We start from the raw sequence: 20,742 nt of genomic DNA on the forward strand, positions 1-20,742 counted from the left end.
GGCTGTATGGATAAGAGAGAACAGGAAGTATTAGATTTGATCAGGCAGAAGACTGCGGATGTGGAAGCGCCTAAGAGCCTTGAACCGGATGCTGTCGAAAGGATGCTTGAAGAGAAGGAGGCGTCAAAGGGAGCAGGGGCGGCTCCGGGAAAACGGAGAAGATGGGGAGCGTGGCAGACGGGGCTTCTGACGGCTGCCTGCCTGACGGCTGTGGTTGGGTTTGCGGCGTGGAGCATGTTGGGCGCCGGAAATGAGCATGTGACTATGGAGAATGTAAGGGATAACAAGGGAAACAGCTCAGAGGACGAGGAGGAAATCAGCATCAGTAAGACGATTGCCCAAGCGGAAAGTTATGAGCAAATCTATGATTACTATGAAGCATACCGTAAGAAAATGGAAGAAGAGCAGGCGTCGTATCAGATGGACGCTGCAGATATGGGAAGAGAGCTGATTGCCGAGAGCGCCGGAGGAGAAGCCGAGTCAAACGCAAGTTCCGGCAGCACAAAGTCTTCCGGGGAGGAGATGGCAATCGTAGAGGACGCCATAGACGCGCCGGCAGCAACGGCGGAAGCCGGGGATATGGCTGCCGATTACTCCCAGACAAATGTGCGGCAGGAGGGCGTGGACGAGGCAGATATTGTGAAGACGGATGGAAGGTATCTCTATATTCTTGAAGACAATGGGCGTGAGATTGCCGTCGTTGATACCAAGGATGGAAAGATGAAGAAGGCTGCATCCGTTGAAGTTGATGAAAAGGAGTATATTCAGGAATTCTATGTCGTACCGGATTTGAAGAAGATGGTGGTGGTCTGCGGGCAGCAGGGCGCAGGAGATATGCTTGTGGATCCTCTTTATACTAATGGGGGTATTGGCAACAGTGGTGTGACGATAGCAGTCACTTACGATATCCAGAACCCGGAGGAACCAAAGGAAGAAGGAAAGGTGACCCAGAGCGGGGATTACCGTTCGTCGAGAATGGTGAATGGTTTCCTGTATTTATTCAGTGAGGTGTACATCTGGGGAGAGGTGGCGCAGAATGAGCCAAGGATGTATGTGCCTTTGATTAACGGCGAGCCTGTTTCAGAAAAGAATATTTATCTTCCTCCAATCAAACAGGCGAATATGTATGAGGTGATTACATCGGTGAACCTCAAGAAGCCGGACGAGACGATGGACAGCAAGGCCATTTTCTCCAAGGGCGGCCAGGTCTATGTAAGCAATAAGAATATTTACTTCTATGAGACGGAGTGGGGATATTGGAACGGCTGTGTTACCACAATCCGGAAGGTGGCGTACAAGGATGGAAAGCTGGAAGCTAAGGCGCAGGGGAAATTCGACGGCTATCTGAATGATTCGTTTTCCATTGATGAGCATGAGGGGAATCTCAGGGTAGTCACGACGGACGATGATACCAATTCGGTGTATGTGCTGGATGGAGAACTTGAGGAAATAGGGGCGATTGAGAATCTGGCGAAGGATGAGCGGATCTATTCGGCGCGGTTCATGGGGGATACGGGATATTTTGTAACATTCAGGGAGACTGACCCGTTGTTCAGCGTGGATTTTTCCGACCCGAAGAATCCTAAGATTATCGGAGAGCTTAAAATACCGGGGTTCTCAGAGTACCTTCATTTTTATGGGGAGGACCGTCTTTTGGGAATTGGTATGAATGTGGATGAAAAGACGATGACCACGGACGGCGCTAAGATTACCATGTTCGATATTTCGGATAAGACGGATGTGAAGGAGAAGGACACATATGTACTGAAAAATGTATATAGTACGGATGTGGCTTATGATTATAAGTCGGCATTGGTTGATTTTAACCGGAATATGATTGGTTTCTCCGGTTACACGGAAGGCGGGCAGCGGTATTTCCTCTTTTCGTATGATGAAGATAAGGGATTTATCTGTAACATGGAAGAGGATATTAATGGAAACGCAATGCGCAATCCGAGAGGTATTTATATAGAAGATACACTCTATGTGATTCAGGGAAATATTATCGAGGCCTATAGCTTGAAGGATTATCAGAAGGTGGATGATTTGATTCTTTAAGTTGTATTTAAAAAGGAAGCTCCAAGTGCGGGGCTTCCTTTTTAGGTGCATCGACTAGAACTTTTAACGACGCAATGGTGCGGACCAGACAGCTCAGGAGTACAATTTCTAGCCGAATGGAGTACTGGTCATCCGGGAATGCAGACGGGAACGGAGAATCGGGCCTGTGACCACAGCAAGGATTATTTTGGCGGTATCCCCTGGGAGATAAGGGAGTACGCCTATGGACAACGCTGCAGTGAAGGGAATCTCCATTTGGAAGGCAAGCCATGCGGTTCCGAAGAGGTAGGTGACGGCGGTTGAAAGCGCCATGCCTATCACGATTAAGGAACGTCTATCCGGAAAATGCCCGACGAATAATCCGGCAATTATGGTCATGAAGATGAAGCCTACCAGATATCCTCCCGTTGGCCCGGCGATTTTGCCAAGGCCGCCTGCGAAACCGGAGAAGACTGGCAATCCGGCAGCGCCTATCAGAAGGTAAATGAGAAAGCTGACGGTAGCGTCTTTCCAGCCGAGCACATAGACGCTGATTAGGAGAACCAGATTCGTAAGCGAAATCGGTACGGGGCTGATTGGAATCGGTACGGAGAATGGTGCAAGTATACAGGTAATTGCTGTCACCATTGCAATGAGGACAAGTCTTTGGGTGGTAAAATGCCGGGATGTGTTGCCTGAAGTATTGGTTATTAGATTTTTCATAGTATTTGGCTGCCATGGGACGGCAGCATTGCTCCTTTCTTATGTAGAATAATAGGAGAACCGGTATATACAGAAATCCCATGTATCGCCTAAAGAAAGATACTTGAGAACTTGATACTTTATGAGAGGTTTGCGGGAACCCGATACATTGCTTCAAAGCATTGAAATCTGACATACCGCCTGCAAGGCGCGGGAGTCTGGCGTGCCGCACCGCTGCACGGTGGTTCTCCTATTAATTTGTAGTATATGGGATAAAAAACAATTTGTCAACCATATAAAATACAAGGTTAACAATTAAAATGGATATATTGTGCAAATTGTGAGAAATAAATACAAAAATCAGAAAATTATAGATATATAAATGAATAAATAAATTAAATATATAAAATTTTAAAATAGTGTTGACAAATATGGGCTGGAGTGGTATTATATAACCAATCCAAAGAAAGTGGATAATATTTAGAAAAGGAGGCTTAATCCAATGGACAATGTAAAAGAAACAATTACTCAATATGTCAGTGGTATGGCAGATGAAGGTTCCCAGAGAATAAGCCTTGACTATAGAGGACAGAGATAAGCCGGTATTTGAATGAGATAAAAAAGTCGGAGAAGAAAGAGCCGGATATAGAAGAAGATTCACATTTGCAGGCATATTGAAAAGATACCACATTATAGTTCAGGAAGATTTGAATGATGTTAGAATATGTCAGGAAGGGACATTAGCTAACGAATCGGATTTATACCAGAGGGGTGGAACCATTGATTCCGTAAGGAATGTATATGGGATAGAAGGGTATAAGGAGAGTGAGTGGGAACTTGAATCAAGAGGAATCCTCCGCTTAATATATGTATATAATAAAATTTCATAGAGATTAGGGCTGCTGTAGCGATATGGCAGCCTTTTATTGTGTGTGTGCAGGGGCGCATATGATAATTGGCAGCTTTGCTGCACGCACCCCGCGCGGCGAGTAGGGGAAGAGGAATCTTCCCTACTCGATTGTAAAAAGTATTGTCTCATTGCATGTGGTAAAGCATATCTTATATAGTAGGAGAAAAAATGCGCTTTTTTTTGACATTGTACATGGCGTATGATAGAATGATAAACGTAAAAGTGTAGAATATTGCAGTTTTAACAAATTTTTTGAGGTGAGAAGTTTGGATAAATATGAATATAGGGTGAAAACAGAGCAGATGCAGGAGCATATGGAGAAGAAGCAGTACAAGAAGGCGATGGAGATTGCCGACACGATTGACTGGCGGAGGGTCAAGAATGTTTCTACTCTGAATACGGTAAGTGAGATTTATGAGTATAACGGCGAATACCAGAAGAGCCGGGATATTTTATTTGTTGCGTTCGATCGGTCTCCGGGGAGCAGGAAGATCGCGTATCGCCTTGGGCTTCTGGCTTTGCGGATTGGTGATATTGAAGAGGCTGCGGATTGTTATGAGGAGTTTGTGAAGCTGGCTCCGAAAGATCCGAATCAGTATATTTTGAAATATAAGATTTTGAGGGCTCAGGGTGCGCCTTTGAGCGACCAGATTGCCGCTTTGGAGGATTTTAAGAAGGCGGAATATATCGAAAAGTGGGCGTATGAGCTGGCGAGGCTGTACCATGAGGCGGGGATGACGGCGGAGTGTCTGGAGGAGTGCGACGACCTGATTCTGTGGTTCAGTGAGGGGCGGTATGTGTATCAGGCGATGGAGCTGAAAATGCAGTATAAGCCGCTGACTCCGCTGCAGCAGGAGAAGTATGACTCACGTCCGGGAGCCTCTAAGAAGTCCCGCGCTGCAAAACGGAATACTACGGCGAAGACGCCGGTTCCGTTGGAGGAAGTGATCCGCGGGGAGGCTCCGGTCAGAAAAGAGGTGCTTAGGAGGGTGACGGAGACGGCTCTTCGGGCAGATCAGGAGGCGTTAGAGGCGGAAGAAGCGCAGGAAGAAAAGGATGAGCTTACGGAAGGGGAAGCAAGCGTAAGGCAGAATACGTCTGAACTTGGTAAGACGAAGTCCATTTCTAAGGTCGTGAAGGGAGCGACGCTGCAGGAGGCGCTTGCCAATGGGATGGCGCTTGCCAATGGAATCCGTAGTGTGGAGAAGACGGTTGCAAAGGTGAAAGAGGGAATCCGTCAAGTGACCGGCCAGATACATATGGACGCGCTTGTAGAGAAGCGTGGGGCAGATGCCAGGAAGGCTGAACCGGAGCCAGAGAAGGAACCGGTTCAGGCGGAAGTAAGGGAAGAGAGGAAGGAACCGGCTGCCCCTGCAGCCCAGGCTCCGGGAGCTGTCAGGGCTTCAAGAAGACCTTCGCCAAGACCATTAGATAAGAAGACAGATGCGCTTCGTGCGACCGGCCAGCTGCGGATTGAGGAAATATTGCAGGAGTGGGAGACGAAGCAGAAGGCCAATGCGGAGGCGATTGAGCGTCAGAGAGAGGAAGACGATGAGAGGCTTCGCAGGGAGCGGGATGAGATCGGTCTGCGTAAGGAATTGGAACGCCGTGAGGCTGAAAGGAAGGCGGAGGAGGAGAGAAAGGCGCTGGAGACAGGCGCGACTCAGAGGATTACGCCGGAAGGCCTGCAGAAGCTTGCGGAGAAGGAAGCTTTGAGAAGAGCTGCTGAGAGGAAGGCGGCGGAAGAGGCTGAGGCCCGGAAGGCAGAGGAAGAAGAAGCCGCGAGGAAGGCGGCGGAAGAAGAGGCGGCAAGAAAGGCGGCAGAGGAAGAGGAGATCCGGAAAGAGGCAGCCCGGAAAGCCGCGAGAAAGGCAGCGAAAGCGGCGGCAAGAAAGGCAGCGGAGGAAGAGGCTGTTCGGAAGGCGGCGGAAGAAGAGGCAGCAAGAAAGGCGGCAGAAGAAGAGGCAGTAAGAAAGGCAGCGGAGGAAGAAGCGGCAAAGAAGACGGCAGAGGAAGAGGCTTTAAGAAAAGCGATACAGGAAGAAGTAGCGGAAAAAGCCGAGACAGAGAAAGAAGAAAAGGAAGTTGTAGAGAAGAGTGCAGAAGAAGAGGCGGCTCGGAAGGCGGCAGAGGAAGAGGCGGCAAAAAAGGCGGCAGAAGAAAGGGCTGCAAGGGAATTTGCACGAAGGGCTGCGGAAGTGAGGGCTGCGGAAGAAGTGGTCAGGAAAGCGGCTGAGGCGGAAGCGGCAAAGAAAACAGCGGAAGAAGAGGCAGTCAGGAAGGCAGCGGAGGAAGAGGCAACTCGGAAGGCGGCAGAGGAAGAGACGGCAAGAAAGGCAGCGGAGGAAGAGGCAACTCGGAAGGCGGCAGAGGAAGAGGCTTTAAGAAAGGCGATACAGGAAGAAGCCGCCCGGATAGCAGAGGAAGAAGAGGCAGCGAAGAAGGCAGTAGAAGAAGCTGCAAGAAAAACGGCAGAGCCGAAGCGTCAGGCGGCAAAAAAGAAAAAGGTTAAGCAGACTACGAAAGAAAATATTGCGGCGGAGCTGCCGGAAGATAAGCCGGTTATTGTGGCTGGCGGTAAGACGCAGAGGATTCCGGATGATATTGTCAGGTTGATGGAAGAACTTGGAGGAAATTCAGCTGAATTCGGAGATATGGATATTTTCGGAGAACCGGCAGCAGATGAAGAGTTGATTAGTGAAATCGTTGAGAATAGATATCAAGGACAGGAGGGGGAAGAGGATATTGACGATGGTGATTTTGACGAGGATGACCTTGGCGTAGATGATTACGGCGAATATGAGATGGAGGACGATTTCGAGGAAGAATTTGCGGAAGAAGCCAGCGGTGGAAAAGGAGAGATTGAGGCGGAAGCGCTGAAAGATATAGAAGAAGATTTTGATGAGGCTGATTTTGCAGAGGACGATATAGAAGACGGCTTTGGGGAAGAGTCGGAAGAGTTTGAGGAAGAGGATTTCGGAGAGGAAGAATCAGAGGACTTCGAGGAAGAGGATTTCGGAGAGGACGAAACAGAGGAGTTTGAGGAAGAAGATTTCGGAGAAGAAGAGTCTGAGGAGTTTGAGGAAGAAGATTTCGGAGAGGAAGAGTCGGAGGACTTCGAGGAAGAAGATTTCGGAGAGGACGAAACGGAGGAGTTTGAGGAAGAAGAGGGCTTCGGGGAAGAGTCTGAGGAGTTTGAGGAAGAGGACTTCGAGGAAGAGTCTGAGGAGTTTGAGGAAGAAGACTTCGAGGAAGAGTCGGAAGAGTTTGAGGAAGAGGACTTCGAGGAAGAGTCGGAAGAGTTTGAGGAAGAGGATTTCGGAGAGGAAGAATCAGACTTCGAGGACGAAACGGAGGAGTTTGAGGAAGAAGACTTCGAGGAAGAGTCTGAGGAGTTTGAGGAAGAAGACTTCGGGGAGGATGAAACGGAGGACTTCGAGGAAGACGATTTCGAGGAAGAGGACGATTTCGAGGAAGAGGACGATTTCGAGGAGGAGGACGATTTCGAGGAAGAGGACGATTTTGAGGAAGAAGAGGACTTCGAGGAAGAGTCGGAAGAGTTTGAGGAAGAGGACTTCGAGGAAGAGGATTACGAAGATGAGTTTGATGATGTAGGAGATTACATCGAAGATTCTGATGCGGATTATGGCGAGGATGAATTTGACGAGGAAGAATTCGACGAAGATGAGTTCGAGGAGGATTCGGAGGAAGAATTTGAAGAAGAAGAGTTTGAAGAAGAAGAACTTGAGGAGGAAGAGGACTTCGAGGAGGAAGAATTCGACGATGATGGTGAGCTTGAAATCGAGGAACCGTCAGAGGCGGAGATTCAGGCTAGAATCAAGAAGTCCAAAGGAAAAGGCGTTCCGTTTGATACGGGATTCGTTGTTACGGGCCGGTATGATTTGAGCGCAACCAGTGAGATTGGTCTGAAAGCGGGTCTTACGGAGGAACAAAAGAAATTGTTCTCCTATTTTGTCCCGGTCAGAGGTATGAGCGAGCAGCTTGTTGAGGTACTGGATAATGACCGGAGAGCAAGGAAAGAGGGAACTTCCAAGACGGGCAACCTGTTGGTAGTTGGACGAAAAGGTTCCGGGAAGACTGTGCTTGCGGTTGATATTGTGAAGGCTATCCAGAAACAGAGGAATCTGAAACAGGGCAAGGTGGCAATTGTGACCGGCGAGTCGCTGAATAAGAAGGAGTTGACGAATATCATACAGAAACTTCGGGGCGGTGCGATTATCATCGAGAAGGCTGGTAAATTGAATTCCAGGACGATTAAGGAACTGAATCACTTAATGGAGAAGAAGACGGGTGAGCTATTGTTTGTACTGGAAGACCAGAGGAAACCGCTGGAGCGTATTCTGACGGCAAATCCGGAATTTAAGAAGAAGTTTACTTCCAGGCTGGAACTTCCCGTATTCATTAATGACGAGCTGGTTACGTTCGGGCAGACTTATGCGAAGGAGAATGGCTATAAGCTGGATGAGATGGGAATCCTTGCACTGTACAGCAGGATCGATGTGATGCAGCGGGAGGATCATGCGGTTTCGGTTGCAGAGGTCAAGGATATCATGGATGAAGCAATCGAGCATTCCCAGAAGGCGAATGTCAAGCATCTGGCGAGAAGGGTGTTTGGTAAGAGTACGGATGAATCTGACAGGATTATCTTGAAAGAGGAAGACTTTAAAATCTGATTTTGCGTCCGCGGAAAGAAAAAAGGGGTTTTGGCTGGTAAGATTAGCCAAAACCCTTTATTTTTGCTCCAGTCTAAAGTATAATAAGAGTAATATCGCAACAGAATGTGAGGGATGACTATATGGCAGTAAAAAAACCAAAACCATATGAAATCGGTGAACTTGATCAGTATCTTTTTGGGCAAGGCAATCATTATGAGATTTATAAGAAGCTCGGCGCCCATAAGGTGAAGAAGGGCAAGAAGGAAGGCGTGTATTTTGCAGTGTGGGCGCCTCATGCGCGTTCCGTGTCTGTGGTGGGTGATTTCAATGAATGGAATATGGAAGCGAATCCGATGGTGAGGGAAGAGCCTCTTGGCATATACACTTGTTTTATTCCAGATGTGCAGGAGTATGCTCTGTACAAGTTCTGTGTGGAGACGTTCCAGGGAGAGTTTGTTTTTAAAGCAGATCCGTTTGGTAATTATGCGGAGTTAAGACCGGGAACGGCATCCAGGGTTGCCGACCTTACGAAGATTGCATGGACGGACAATGTATGGTTGGAGAACCGTAAGACATGGAAACATACGGAGCAGCCGATGTCGATTTATGAGGCGCATATCGGGTCATGGAAGCGCCATCCGGGAAGGGAAGATGAAGGGTTCTATAATTACCGGGAGTTTGCGAAGGAATGTGTCAAGTATCTGAAGGATATGGGGTATACGCATGTGGAGCTAATTGGGATTGCGGAGCACCCGTTCGACGGTTCCTGGGGATATCAGGTTATTGGGTATTTTGCACCGACTTCCCGTTATGGAACGCCGGAAGATTTTGCATGGATGGTGAATTATTTCCATCGGAATAAGATTGGGGTAATCCTTGACTGGGTTCCGGCGCATTTCCCCAGGGACATCCATGGACTGGCTGATTTTGATGGTACGCCTACTTATGAATATGCAGATCCTAAGAAAGGAGAGCATCCTGACTGGGGGACGAAGATTTTTGATTATGGGAAGAATGAAGTGCGTAATTTCCTGATTTCCAATGCCTTGTACTGGGTAGAGCAGTTCCATGTGGATGGGCTGAGGGTAGATGCTGTGGCGTCTATGCTTTATCTGGATTATGGGAAACAGGACGGGCAGTGGATTGCGAATAAATATGGCGGCAATAAGAACCTAGAGGCGATTGATTTCTTTAAGCATCTGAACTCGGTGATGCTTGGACGGAATCCGGGGGTGGTTATGATTGCCGAGGAATCTACGGCTTGGCCGATGGTTACGGGCAGTGTGGAGGATGACGGCCTTGGGTTCAGCCTCAAGTGGAACATGGGCTGGATGCATGATTTTACGGAGTATATGAAGCTAGATCCTTATTTCCGAAAGGATCATCACAACCAGATGACGTTTGCTATGAGTTATGCCCATAGTGAGCATTATATTCTGGTGCTGTCCCATGATGAGGTAGTGCATCTGAAGTGTTCTATGTTGAATAAGATGCCTGGGCTTGGGTTTGATAAATATGCGAACCTGAAGGTCGGTTATGCGTTTATGATGGGACATGCCGGGAAGAAGCTTCTGTTTATGGGACAGGAGTTCGCACAGCTGCGGGAGTGGAGCGAGGAGAGAGAACTTGACTGGTTCTTGCTTGGGGAGGATGAACACAAGCAGATGCAGAACTGGGTGAGAGATCTTCTTCATCTTTACAGGCGCAATAAGGCGATGTATGAGCTGGACGACAGTTGGGAAGGCTTTGAGTGGATTAATGCGGATGATGCCAGCAGGAGTATCTTTAGTTTTGTGAGACATTCGAGAGGAAAGAAGAAGAATCTGCTGTTTGTATGTAATTTTACACCGATGCCGCGGGATGATTACCGAGTGGGTGTGCCGCGTAAGAAGCAGTATAAACTGATTATGAACAGTGATGATGTGCAGTATGGCGGGAAAGGCGAGGAAAGACCTGTAATTTATAAGGCCGTGAAGAAAGAATGTGACGGAAGGCCGTTTTCATTTGCTTATAAGCTGCCGCCGTATGGGGTTGCGATTTTTGAATTTTAGAGGATATTGACTCCTAAGTGAAAAAATGCCTGAGATAGCTGGCGTGAGAGCTTGCTGTCTCAGGCTTTATTATTCTTATTGTTTCCTTATTGGAAGGAGACTGCCGACAGGGGATTATGGTTACTTTTCACACCCACGCCAGTAATAGGCTTTTTAGAAAGTGTTGGTAAATGTGCTGAAATTAAAAAAAATTTTATCCACAGTAAATGATACATTTGAGGACAAAATGTTATTAACATTTTGTCCTCAGATATTTCTTGTGGATAACATTTCCTCTTTTCTGTTTTTCGTCTTAAACCCCCCCCTTCTCACATCTCTTTCTGCGTGGTTTAATATCCATTTGTCTTGAAAAATCAACAATTTATCCCTGGCAAAATGACGAATGCCAGATTTCATTCATTCGCTTTTTTTCCAGGTTTCTGCTATACTTTTTTTATTACAAGTGCGGAGGCAGCAATGAGTAAAGAAACATCACTTATAAAAAAATATGAATTACAGATTTCTAAATTGGAGAATGCTCTTAAAGAAGCAGAAAATGTAATCCGAATCCAGGAAAAATGTATTCGGACTTCGGAAGAGCTTCTTGAACAGAAAGAAGAATATATTTCCATGCTGACATTACAACTGGAAGAGACAATAGAATTAAGCAGAACGATGGCACAGGTATTAGATTCCCGCCCTAATTCATCAAAGGAGATTACAGATGAATCCATTTGAATATACAAGTGCATTACAGTACAAAGTGAAATCACTGGCACAGCAGATCGCCGAATTTAAATCCGGCGAGAGATACCAAAAATTAGAAGAAGAATATAAGAGTATTATTCGGAAACTTGAAAAAAATATCCGGGAATTAAAACAAGAATTAGCACAGGCACGTAAGGAGATCCGGTCTGTCCGTAATCAATGGATGGAAGCAAATGATGATCTTTACCACGAATGCCAAAAAGAACTTGACAGGAAAGACCGTCTCATTGCAAAGCTCAAAAAAGAGAATCTGGAAGTTGTTCGCCAGAGAGATGAAGCATTAGATAAATGCCGTGATATAAGACAGGAATTCTACAGGGTAGGGGCTGAACTGGAGGAAGAAAAAGGCCTGAACCAAAAACTGACTGCGCAGGTCAATATGGATTTTGAGAATTCATCCATCCCCTCTTCCCAGCAGAAACCCGGCAGGAAAAAAATCCCGAACAGCCGGGTAAAAACTGACCGGAAACCGGGCGGACAGCCAGGCCATGCCGGACACCGCAGGAAGCTCCATGCCGTAACAGAGACACATGAAATCCCTGCACCTGCAAAATACCTGGATAAAGAGAATTATTATGAGACGGGAAAAATCATTCGGAAACAGAAAGTGGTCATCCAGATGTCTGTAGCGGTCATGGAATATACGACAAAGGAATACCGTGACAAAAGAACCGGAGCCCGTGTACATGCTCCATTTCCAGAAGGATATATCAATGAAGTGAACTATGACGGGACGGTGAAGGCACTTGCCTTTCTCCTGAGCAATGAATGCAACGTATCCCATGGAAAAATAAGAAAGCTAATCTCAGAATTGACAAAAGGCGAGATCGAACTGTCCGACGGCATGATCAATGGTCTTACCAGGGAATTTTCAGCGAAAACAGCGGAAGAGAAAAAAGAGATTATAAAGAAACTAATGCAGTCTCCGGTCATGAATGCAGATTTTACAAACGCATCTGTAAATGGGCACAGTGCGCAGGTCCTTATACTTGCATCCCCGATTGCAGATGTGGCACTTTATATAGGCAGGGAGAAAAAAGGGCATAAAGGAATAGAAGGAACGCCGCTGGAGAATTATGTTGGGATTGTCTTGCATGACCATGACAAGACATTTTACCATTATGGAACAAAACATCAGGAGTGTACCCAGCATGACTGCCGCTATCTGATCGGCAGCGAGCAGAATGAGCCGCAGCTGGAATGGAACAAGGAGATGCACGGATTGTTCCAGGAGATGCTGCATTACCGAAATGGGTTGGGGGAGAAAGAACTTGATCCGATAATTGTTGAGGGATTCGAGAAAAGGTATGACGAAATCCTGAACAAGGCGGAGAAAGAATATCAGGATGAGCCGCCGACGGAGTATTATAGGGAAGGGTATAATCTATTTCTCCGGTTAAGGGAATATAAAGAAAGCGAATTATTGTTCCTGCATGACAAACGGGTTCCAGCCAATAATTCCCTATGTGAAAGATTGGCAAGAGTCTATAAACGAAAACAGAAGCAGGCAATTACTCTGCGGAGCCAAGAAAGTTTAAACGATATTTGTAATGGCTTAAGCATAGTCTATTTGTTACGCTCACAAAATGTAGATGTATATCAGAAGATATCAGAAATATATGAACGGAAACGCCCGCCCAAAATAAAACAGGAAAAGGTTGTTGCTAAAGCTTAACGCCAAAGCAGCAACCTTTTTTATTATACAGATGGCGTGGGTGTGAAATGTAACGGATTATGAGATGTAAATATAAAAAATAAGCAAAATAATTGAATTAACCTAAAAATGAGGGTATAATATAAATAAAAATAGACAAAGTAAGGAAAGGAGGGTGCAAAATGGAGAAGTATGCATTGGAACATCAGGTGACGGGTGAAGAGATCAGGCAGTGCCGAAAAAGACTTGGACTGTCTCAGGAAGATTTTGCAAGGTTTGCAAATGTTTCAAAGAAGACAGTGGAGCGATGGGAGTACAGCAAGACTCCGATTAGCGGACCGATTGTGACACTCGTGAATATTTTGAGAGAACACCCTCAGATTGAGGAAGAGAGAAAGATACCTGAGAGAAAGACAAGGCTTAGGCTGTCTTATATGTTCCGGGATGAGTTATGTACCGTGATTGATGTGGATGAGAGAAATCGGGATGTGGAGGTGGTTAATTATACGAGGCATCTGCTGAAGCGTGCATTCGGGAAGATTGAGAAGCCATCTTATCAGCAGTATGAAGAGTTTCTGGAATCCAGATGTTTTCCGCCTACGCGGGATAAGATGAAGCTCGTGCTCCGTGAGTATGATATTCCGTTCTATGATCCTATGATGATTATCGAGAGGACGGAAGGCAGGATGGCAGAGGACGATTTCTGGATACGGGTTGAGAGGTAATGGATGATAGAGTTATTTGAGCAGGACAGGAAGGAAGAAACGAGGCATTCCTCTAAGGGGAATCAGTTGAAGTGGAATCAGGGGGAGTACTGGTATAAAGCGGATTATACGGGGTATGAGGGGCTTGCGGAGTACATGGTATCGCATTTACTGGGATATTCGTCTCTGGGACGGGAAGAGTTTGTCAGGTATGATACGGAGAAAATCCGGTACAGGAATCAATGTTATACCGGATGTAGAAGCCGGGATTTTTTGAAGGCGCCCTCAACAAAGAAGTCTGGGAACTGGCAGATAATTACGCTGGAAAGATTGTTCTACAGTTACTATGGAGAAAGTCTGTACAGGAGTATTTTCAGAATCAGGGAGCATGAAGAGCGATTGAAGTTTGTGGTGGAGCAGGTGGAACGGATTACCGGGCTTTCGGGTTTTGGCAGATATATGTGTAAGCTATTGACCGTCGATGCGTTATTCTTGAATGAGGATCGGCATACGCATAACATTGCCGTAATGTGGGATGGGGACGTGGGGTATGGCTACTGTCCAATTTTTGATCAAGGAGCGGCGCTTCTTGCGGATACGGCCATGGATTATCCGATGGGGCAGGACGTGATTGAACTTATGCATAGGGTGGAAGCAAAGAGTTTCTGCCGTTCTTTTGAAGAACAGCTAGATATTGCTGAGACGTTGTATGGAGATGGGATGCACTTTTCTTTTGGGGAGAAGGAGGTACGGGAATTGCTGGAGAAGGAGGATGTGTATCCGGAGCAGGTGAAGCAGCGGGTGTTTACGGTTCTTTTGCAGCAGAGGCGGAAGTATGGGTATTTATTTCGGTAGAGAGATTTTCACAAGATAACATCCCGCTGTGGAACTGGCGGAAAGTAGGTGTTTCACGGCAGTTCCACAGCGGGATAGCGTCGGTTGTTGTTAAATTTGTGTACGAAGGCCTCCTGCCCCGGCAGGGGCATAAATTAGGGTATGCCTGGGTATACATTATTGTGCGTTTTCTGTATCTGTTCCGGTTCCGTCGGCATTTGTACCATTTTCGGTATCGGCTGTATTGTTGCTTGTTTCTGCGGCATTTGCCGAATCGTCGGAATCATTTCCGGTTTCTTCATCTGTCGGTGTGATTCCGTTGCTGCTGTTATCAGGAGCTTGGTTGTCGGCCATATCGCCGGATTGGTCTGTATTGTCAGAATCGCCGGATTGGTCTGTATTGTCAGAATTGCCGGATGCATTTTCTGTATTGTCTTCGCCGTCCTCCATGCTCTCGGTGTCTTCTTTGGATTCGTCCTCGTCTTTGTCGCTGCCGCCGAAGAGATTCTTGAAGAACCCTGTCACTTTATCCCAGAATCCGCCTTCGTCCTCGTCTTTGTCGGCTTCATTGTCTTTGCCGGAGGCTTCCAATGTGCTGTCGATTACTGCGTTTTCTCCAAGTACTTCGTCTTTGGTATCGTTGATGATGCCGCCGTCGCCATTATCGGAACCGCCTGTGAAGAAGTTCTTTACGGAAGTCCACAGGTTTTGGAAGAATCCGCTGTCATTGACTTTGCCTTCCAGATTATCAAGGGTCTGTTTCAGAGAGTTCACATCGTAGTCATACTGGGAAATGTTCTTCATCAGTGCGCTGATTTGTGCCATCTGCTCTTCGGTCAGTGTTATGCCCTTGTCTTTTGCTGCGTCTGTAACGGCATCCTTTATTTTGTCGGCATCGGTCAGGTCATTCTCGATGACTTCTTTTTTCACTTCGTTCATCAGTTTCTCGGCGTCTTCTTTGCCGATTGCGTCGGCAAGTGCGCCGGTAGTTACCAGCTCTTCCGTGGCGGCGGACTTCTGTTCTTCGCTTAAAGTCTCTCCGCTGGCTTTCTCGTATGCCATCATGATTCCGGTCAGTGCGCCTGTGCCGGATACCTCAAATGGGGCGGCTGCTACGACGTTGCAGTTCTCTACACCTGAGGTCAGCAGGGTGGATGCAATCATGGAGCTTGTCACAAAGGTCAGGTTCCCTACTTTGACCTGGATACCGCCGCTGGTGGTGGGCTCTACGTAGGAACAGCTATAGGTCTGCGTCCCGATTTGGGCTTCGGAGGCGATGCCCTCCATGTATTTCCGTTCGTCGGTGTTTGTTACTTCGATGGTATTCACAGCCTCGGGTGTGGTTCCGAAGTAGTCGTACATTGATTTTTTCTGTTCGTCTGTCAGGTTTGCCCCGATTGTGACAACCTTAGCTCCGTCTGCCTGTGCCGCCATGGGAAGGCTGGCGCAGGTGAGTGCGGCTGCTGTGATAATTGGTATTATTTTTTTTATATTTTTCATATTGTCTGGTGTTTGACCACCGATACCCCCTTTTTGTCTGAGTATTCTGCTTTGAATCTCCCCTAATATAACACATTCTTCTGTATTTGCAAATGAAATAAGACTTAACTATTTCTAAAGATTTTTTGTAGGCGGCGTTCAAACACGTCTTCATCTATGATCCCCTGCATGCTGCCAAGGAATTTCCCGTTCCGGAAAAAGACGTATGTGGGAACGGTGTCCGCATCGTAATCGGCGGCGAGCAGAGGGGATTCGTCGATTTCTACCTCACAGAACCGAATCCGCCCCCGGTATTTTCTCTCTATTTCTTCTACGATGGGTTTCATCATGGCGCATTTTCCACACCAGACGGCGTAGAACATGACGATGACCGGAAGCGGTCCCCGTGTTGTCTCTGTGGAGAAATTTTGGGATGTTAAATGCTGCATTGATTACACCTTCCTTGTTGTCAGAATGTTCTTTGCCAGTCAGCAGCCGGGATTCAGGGTGCGGTATACTTCATCCATGGATTTTTTCAGGCAGAGGAGTTTATTGTGGAGCCCTTTTCTGTGGTAGGTGAATTCGCATATTTTCTGCCGGAGGTTTTTCTTCCTTTTTTTGTGTCCCATGTGCATGCTTCCAGACATAAGTTCTTCTATATTATATATGCGGGGGGAGGGTGGAGTGTGAATAAAATTATAAACAATTAGTGTTCCCGTATGGCAATTAGTTTATGAATCGGATTCCCAAGTGAGGAAAATTTTTCTTCATACTCCGTCATAATATTCCCCTGGTTCATTTCCGTATCATGATGCAAATCGTAGGTACACCCATCCAGGCGAAAATCCGTCGAAGCGTTTACTTCTGTGACGGAGAAATCAAAGAGCAGGCGGTTGTCTGTCTTAAATTCTATCGTACCCCCATCTGTCAGGACATTATGGTAACGGGCGAGAAACTCTTTGGACGTAAGCCGTCTTGCGGCATGCCTTGCCTTGGGCCATGGGTCGGAAAAGTTCAGGTAGATGCGGTCGATTTCCCCGGGAGCAAAGGCTTCTGTGACGCTGCGGGCATCCATGCAGATGAAGCGGATATTTAAAAGCGGCGGCTGGATTTCATGAAGTTTCTCCACTGCCCGCAAAAGGACGCTTGAGTACCGTTCGATGCCGATATAATTAATCTTTGGATTCTGTGCGGCAAGAGCCAGAAGAAACTGCCCTTTCCCCATGCCGATTTCCATATGGACTGGATTGGTATTCCCGAAAACTTCACACCATTTCCCCTGGCAGTCCGCTTCATTTTTAACAACTTCTTTACATTCCTTCAGCACGCTTTCAGCGCGTGGTATATTTCTAAGACGCATATGCGATTCCCCCTGTTTTCAAGCGTTTCTGTATGTTTCTTAGTTTATAATGGGGGATGGAAAATGTCAATTAAATATAAGTGTGTGAAAAACGTAACAATTAAAGGTTTTTTTGTTGATTTTTACTATAGAATTTTGAAAAAAATGGAGTATATTATAATTGTGTGCAAATCAGCGGGATATACTGGCAAAAACCATGTTATTTTTGTCTGTCTGTATCGGCGGGCGGCTGTAAGAGATATGATATGTTGCACAGATAAGAATCTTAGAGGAATGGAGGCGGCTCAATGAACACGGTTGTTAAGAAACTGGCGGATATCGAGGCAACGGCGGAAGCGATTGTGGAGCATGCGCAGGCTCAGAAGAGTGAGATTGAGAAGAAGATTCAGGCTCAGAGAGATCAGTTCGACAGGGAACTTGAGGACAAGACTCAGAAGCAGTTAGCGCAGATCAGGCAGAAGGCGGAGGAGAAGATGGAGCGAATCCTCAAGGAGCAGAGGGAGAAGAATTCTTCGACGATCGATAATTTAAAGAAGGAATTTGAGGAAAACCATACTGCCTATGCCAGAGAGATCCTGGCGCATATTGTAGAGGTGTAGGGCATGGGAAATGTGATGTCATACAGCGGGCTTACCACGAAGATACGGGCGATGCAGGCGAAGCTTCTTACCAGCCGGGATTATGAGAATATTGCGAATCTGAAAAGCGTGCCGGAAGCCATTGAGTATCTGAAAGGGAAACCTGCCTATACAAGATATGTGGAACAGATGGACATTTCGCTGTATCATAGGGGGAACATGGAGAAGATTCTGTATCAGTCTTTGTTTGACGACTATACGAGGATTTTCCGGTTTGCAGGGATGGAGCAGAAGAAGTTCCTGAAAGTATACTGGAAGAGGTATGAGATTGACCTGATTAATTATTGTCTCCGTATTGTATTTAACCACTATGATATGCCGTTTGATATTGCTTATAAGAAGGAATTTTTTGATAAATATTCCCAGATTTCCATTGATAAGCTGATTACGTCGCGGAATGTGGAGGAATTGATTGATAACCTCAAGGGTACGGAATATTATGCGCCGCTTCAGGCTGTCAGGGAGATGGAAGGGGCGACGCTGTTCGATTATGACCTGACTCTTGACTTGTATTATTTTTCCGAAATGTGGAGGAAGAACCGGCGTATCCTTAGCGGCAAGGAGCGGGAAATGTATGTGCGGGATATCGGCATGAAGATTGACCTGTTGAATATCCAGTGGATTTACCGGGCAAAAAAGTACTATAATAAGCTGCCGCCGGATATTTATTCTATGACGATTCCTGTTCAGTACAGGCTTAGTGTAGATGAGTTCAAGAGCCTTGTGGAGACTCCCACCGTAGAGGAGTATGAGAAGCGGCTGGATGAAACCTATTATGCAAGGAGATATGCGGATATCAGCGGGAAGACGCTTGAGGCTACGTATAAGGAATGTCTGCGGCAGCAGTATATGATTGACCGGAGGCGCGACCCTTATTCGATTGCCACTGTGAATACATATCTGTTTTTAAAGGAAGAAGAGATTTATAAACTAACTACTGCCCTTGAATGTATCCGCTACGGTTTATCTTCAAGAGAAACGTTAGGATACTTAGGAGGTGTGATGCAATGATTGTTAAGATGAAGTTTTTGAGCATCAGCGGCCCGAGAATGGATATCGACCGCGTGTGCGACAAATATCTGTCTAAATATGAGATGCAGCTTGAAAATGCGGTCACTGAGCTTAAAACGACAGATAATCTCCTGCCTTTTGTGGAGGTGAACCCGTATAAGGACGCGCTGGCAAAGGCGGAGCAGTTCGCAGCTCTTTTGACGAAGGATACGGAGCGTCTCGACCAGTCCATGTCCAAGGATGAGATGCTTGCGTTTATCCGGGAGATTAACCATGATTATCTGGATCTGCAGGAGAAGAAGGAGCTGCTTGGCAAGAAGGAAAATGATGTGCGGGAGCGCCTCAATGTGTTGGAGCCTTTTGCCCCTCTTGATTTGGATCTGCATAAGACGATGCATTATAAGTATATGAAGATTCGTTTTGGCAGGATCGGGGTGGATTATTATAAGAAATTAGAGAAGTACCTGTTCGGCGATTTACAGGCTGTGTTCTTAGAGGGTACGAGGAATGAGAATTATGTCTACGGCTGTTATTTTGTGTCGAATGTGGATACCAGCAAGGTAGATTCGGCGTTTAATTCCCTGCATTTTGAGCGGATCACGATTCCTTCGGAATTTATCGGGACGCCTAAGGATGCCTGCCTTGGCTTGCAGAAGGATATTGAGGAAAACCGCAGGCAGATGGAGGAGATTGACCGCAAGATTGAGGAGCTGGTAGAAAGCCATGCCGCAAAAATCTTAGGGGCAAGGAAACGTCTTGAAGAGTTGTCCAATAATTTTGACGTCCGGAAGATGGCGGCGCGCACAGACGTGGGAGATACGAAGGAAGATTATTATATTCTCTGCGGCTGGATGGGTGAAGGCGACGTGGCGGCTCTGATGGAAGAAGCGAAGGACGATGATCGGGTATTCATCGTCGTGGAGGAAGACCGGGAGAAGTTCTTCGGGGAACCGCCGACGAAGCTCAAGAATCCGAGATTTTTCAAGCCTTTTGAGCTGTTCATCAAGATGTACGGGCTTCCGGCCCATGACGAGATGGACCCGACCATGTTCGTGGCCCTGACGTATACGTTTATCTTCGGCGCGATGTTCGGTGATGTGGGACAAGGTTTCTGTCTGTTTCTGATCGGCGGGCTGGTTTATCTCAAGAAAAAGATGAGCCTGGCGGGAATTGTGTCGATTGCGGGTATTTTTTCCATGGTCTTTGGCGTGATGTTCGGCAGTGTCTTTGGGTTCGAGGATTTGATTCCTGCGGTCTGGATGCGGCCTGTTGAGGCTATGACGAATCTGCCCTTCATCGGCCAGCTGAATACGGTGTTCATCATTGCCATTGCCTTTGGTATGGCCCTTAATATTCTGGTGATGATTTTCCAGATCATCAACGCGGCGAAGTCTCATGATACGGAGAATCTGTGGTTTTCCACAAATGGCGTTGCGGGACTTGTCTTCTATGGTTTTTTGGTGCTGACGATCGTGCTGTATATGACCGGGCATCAGGTTCCGGGAAATGTGATGATGGCTGTGTTCCTTGGAATCCCGATTTTGCTCTTCGTGTTCAAGGAGCCGCTTACGAATCTGGTGGAGCATAACCATAAGAAGATGGAAGAGAGCAAGGCAATGTTTTTGGTCCAGGGCTTCTTCGAGCTGTTCGAGACGCTTTTGAGTTATTTTTCCAATACGCTGTCCTATGTGCGTATCGGGGCGTTTGCGGTGAGCCATGCGGCGATTATGGAAGTGGTGCTGATGCTGTCGGGGGCTGAGAACGGGACGCCAAACCTGTTCGGCGTTATTTTGGGAAATGTGATCGTGTGCGCGCTGGAGGGGCTGATTGTCGGGATTCAGGTGCTCCGGCTGGAATATTATGAGATGTTCAGCCGTTTCTATAAGGGAAGCGGACGGGAATTTAAACCATTTAACAAACAGAGTAAATAGATATGAGG

16 protein-coding genes are annotated in these 20,742 nt (G+C 46.8%); 11 read left to right on the forward strand and 5 right to left on the reverse strand.

Translation table 11 applies throughout. From position 1 onward, the window contains the following. Positions 1 to 6 precede the first annotated feature (6 nt). Positions 7 to 2,058 carry a beta-propeller domain-containing protein gene (locus tag AC6I3O_RS00505; protein ID WP_497849305.1) on the forward strand — a complete coding sequence of 684 codons (2,052 nt, stop codon included), beginning with the start codon at positions 7 to 9 and terminating at the stop codon, positions 2,056 to 2,058. Between the two features lie 108 nt (positions 2,059 to 2,166). Here AC6I3O_RS00505 and AC6I3O_RS00510 read toward each other — a convergent pair whose 3' ends face one another. Continuing rightward, complete coding sequence (locus tag AC6I3O_RS00510; protein WP_497849306.1) at positions 2,167 to 2,760, reverse strand: biotin transporter BioY; 594 nt, start codon at positions 2,758 to 2,760, stop codon at positions 2,167 to 2,169. Positions 2,761 to 3,413: 653 nt separating this feature from the next. Here AC6I3O_RS00510 and AC6I3O_RS00515 point away from each other — a divergent pair. The 7 genes from AC6I3O_RS00515 to AC6I3O_RS00545 all read left to right on the forward strand — a co-directional run bounded on the left by AC6I3O_RS00515 (position 3,414) and on the right by AC6I3O_RS00545 (position 14,336). Further along, a complete protein-coding gene (locus AC6I3O_RS00515; protein WP_497849307.1) occupies positions 3,414 to 3,629 on the forward strand; it encodes a hypothetical protein in 216 nt (71 codons plus the stop codon). Positions 3,630 to 3,951: 322 nt separating this feature from the next. Continuing rightward, positions 3,952 to 8,343: a hypothetical protein gene (locus AC6I3O_RS00520; protein WP_497853391.1), complete on the forward strand. Its 4,392-nt coding sequence runs from the start codon at positions 3,952 to 3,954 to the stop codon at positions 8,341 to 8,343. Between the two features lie 122 nt (positions 8,344 to 8,465). After that, positions 8,466 to 10,376 carry a 1,4-alpha-glucan branching protein GlgB gene (gene glgB / locus AC6I3O_RS00525; protein WP_497849308.1) on the forward strand — a complete coding sequence of 637 codons (1,911 nt, stop codon included), beginning with the start codon at positions 8,466 to 8,468 and terminating at the stop codon, positions 10,374 to 10,376. A gap of 456 nt (positions 10,377 to 10,832) precedes the next feature. Continuing rightward, positions 10,833 to 11,093, forward strand: a complete 261-nt coding sequence (locus tag AC6I3O_RS00530; protein ID WP_305085201.1) for a hypothetical protein — start codon at positions 10,833 to 10,835, stop codon at positions 11,091 to 11,093. Beyond that, on the forward strand, positions 11,080 to 12,798 hold the full coding sequence (locus AC6I3O_RS00535; RefSeq protein WP_304523303.1) for an IS66 family transposase: 1,719 nt from the start codon (positions 11,080 to 11,082) through the stop codon (positions 12,796 to 12,798). The genes AC6I3O_RS00530 and AC6I3O_RS00535 overlap by 14 nt, the downstream gene beginning before the upstream one ends. 161 nt (positions 12,799 to 12,959) lie before the next feature. Beyond that, positions 12,960 to 13,502, forward strand: a complete 543-nt coding sequence (locus AC6I3O_RS00540) for a helix-turn-helix domain-containing protein (RefSeq protein ID WP_497849309.1) — start codon at positions 12,960 to 12,962, stop codon at positions 13,500 to 13,502. Between the two features lie 3 nt (positions 13,503 to 13,505). After that, positions 13,506 to 14,336 carry a hypothetical protein gene (locus AC6I3O_RS00545; protein ID WP_497849310.1) on the forward strand — a complete coding sequence of 277 codons (831 nt, stop codon included), beginning with the start codon at positions 13,506 to 13,508 and terminating at the stop codon, positions 14,334 to 14,336. A gap of 156 nt (positions 14,337 to 14,492) precedes the next feature. Here the strand turns inward: AC6I3O_RS00545 and AC6I3O_RS00550 are convergent, their stop codons facing one another. From AC6I3O_RS00550 to trmB, 4 genes are all read right to left on the reverse strand, one after another. After that, positions 14,493 to 15,815 (reverse strand): DUF1002 domain-containing protein, encoded by a 1,323-nt coding sequence (locus tag AC6I3O_RS00550; protein ID WP_497849311.1) that lies wholly within the window; start codon positions 15,813 to 15,815, stop codon positions 14,493 to 14,495. Between the two features lie 104 nt (positions 15,816 to 15,919). After that, complete coding sequence (locus AC6I3O_RS00555) at positions 15,920 to 16,243, reverse strand: thioredoxin family protein (RefSeq protein ID WP_497849312.1); 324 nt, start codon at positions 16,241 to 16,243, stop codon at positions 15,920 to 15,922. A 39-nt stretch (positions 16,244 to 16,282) separates the two neighbouring features. After that, positions 16,283 to 16,423 (reverse strand): hypothetical protein, encoded by a 141-nt coding sequence (locus AC6I3O_RS00560; RefSeq protein ID WP_497849313.1) that lies wholly within the window; start codon positions 16,421 to 16,423, stop codon positions 16,283 to 16,285. 77 nt (positions 16,424 to 16,500) lie between these two features. Beyond that, positions 16,501 to 17,154, reverse strand: a complete 654-nt coding sequence (gene trmB / locus AC6I3O_RS00565) for a tRNA (guanosine(46)-N7)-methyltransferase TrmB (protein WP_497849314.1) — start codon at positions 17,152 to 17,154, stop codon at positions 16,501 to 16,503. A gap of 287 nt (positions 17,155 to 17,441) precedes the next feature. Between trmB and AC6I3O_RS00570 the strand changes: the two genes are divergently transcribed. The 3 genes from AC6I3O_RS00570 to AC6I3O_RS00580 are packed head-to-tail and all read left to right on the forward strand — an operon-like array spanning position 17,442 to position 20,734. Further along, positions 17,442 to 17,753, forward strand: coding sequence for a hypothetical protein (locus AC6I3O_RS00570; protein ID WP_497849315.1), 312 nt, complete (start codon positions 17,442 to 17,444; stop codon positions 17,751 to 17,753). A gap of 3 nt (positions 17,754 to 17,756) precedes the next feature. Further along, on the forward strand, positions 17,757 to 18,803 hold the full coding sequence (locus tag AC6I3O_RS00575; RefSeq protein ID WP_497849316.1) for a V0D/AC39 family V-type ATPase subunit: 1,047 nt from the start codon (positions 17,757 to 17,759) through the stop codon (positions 18,801 to 18,803). Next, positions 18,800 to 20,734, forward strand: coding sequence for a V-type ATP synthase subunit I (locus AC6I3O_RS00580; RefSeq protein WP_497849317.1), 1,935 nt, complete (start codon positions 18,800 to 18,802; stop codon positions 20,732 to 20,734). Before AC6I3O_RS00575 ends, AC6I3O_RS00580 begins: the two co-directional genes overlap by 4 nt. Positions 20,735 to 20,742 lie beyond the last annotated feature (8 nt).

Source organism: Sporofaciens sp. St.21A7, assembly GCF_059728535.1.

Excerpts from the sequence above, each read along its gene's own strand:
- AC6I3O_RS00505 (WP_497849305.1), top strand. The coding sequence starts at position 7 with ATGGATAAGAGAGAACAGGAAGTATTAGATTTGATCAGGCAGAAGACT.
- AC6I3O_RS00510 (WP_497849306.1), bottom strand. The coding sequence starts at position 2,760 with ATGAAAAATCTAATAACCAATACTTCAGGCAACACATCCCGGCATTTT.
- AC6I3O_RS00520 (WP_497853391.1), top strand. The coding sequence starts at position 3,952 with ATGCAGGAGCATATGGAGAAGAAGCAGTACAAGAAGGCGATGGAGATT.
- glgB (WP_497849308.1), top strand. The coding sequence starts at position 8,466 with ATGGCAGTAAAAAAACCAAAACCATATGAAATCGGTGAACTTGATCAG.
- AC6I3O_RS00530 (WP_305085201.1), top strand. The coding sequence starts at position 10,833 with ATGAGTAAAGAAACATCACTTATAAAAAAATATGAATTACAGATTTCT.
- AC6I3O_RS00535 (WP_304523303.1), top strand. The coding sequence starts at position 11,080 with ATGAATCCATTTGAATATACAAGTGCATTACAGTACAAAGTGAAATCA.
- AC6I3O_RS00540 (WP_497849309.1), top strand. The coding sequence starts at position 12,960 with ATGGAGAAGTATGCATTGGAACATCAGGTGACGGGTGAAGAGATCAGG.
- AC6I3O_RS00545 (WP_497849310.1), top strand. The coding sequence starts at position 13,506 with ATGATAGAGTTATTTGAGCAGGACAGGAAGGAAGAAACGAGGCATTCC.
- AC6I3O_RS00550 (WP_497849311.1), bottom strand. The coding sequence starts at position 15,815 with ATGAAAAATATAAAAAAAATAATACCAATTATCACAGCAGCCGCACTC.
- AC6I3O_RS00555 (WP_497849312.1), bottom strand. The coding sequence starts at position 16,243 with ATGCAGCATTTAACATCCCAAAATTTCTCCACAGAGACAACACGGGGA.
- AC6I3O_RS00560 (WP_497849313.1), bottom strand. The coding sequence starts at position 16,423 with ATGGGACACAAAAAAAGGAAGAAAAACCTCCGGCAGAAAATATGCGAA.
- trmB (WP_497849314.1), bottom strand. The coding sequence starts at position 17,154 with ATGCGTCTTAGAAATATACCACGCGCTGAAAGCGTGCTGAAGGAATGT.
- AC6I3O_RS00570 (WP_497849315.1), top strand. The coding sequence starts at position 17,442 with ATGAACACGGTTGTTAAGAAACTGGCGGATATCGAGGCAACGGCGGAA.
- AC6I3O_RS00575 (WP_497849316.1), top strand. The coding sequence starts at position 17,757 with ATGGGAAATGTGATGTCATACAGCGGGCTTACCACGAAGATACGGGCG.
- AC6I3O_RS00580 (WP_497849317.1), top strand. The coding sequence starts at position 18,800 with ATGATTGTTAAGATGAAGTTTTTGAGCATCAGCGGCCCGAGAATGGAT.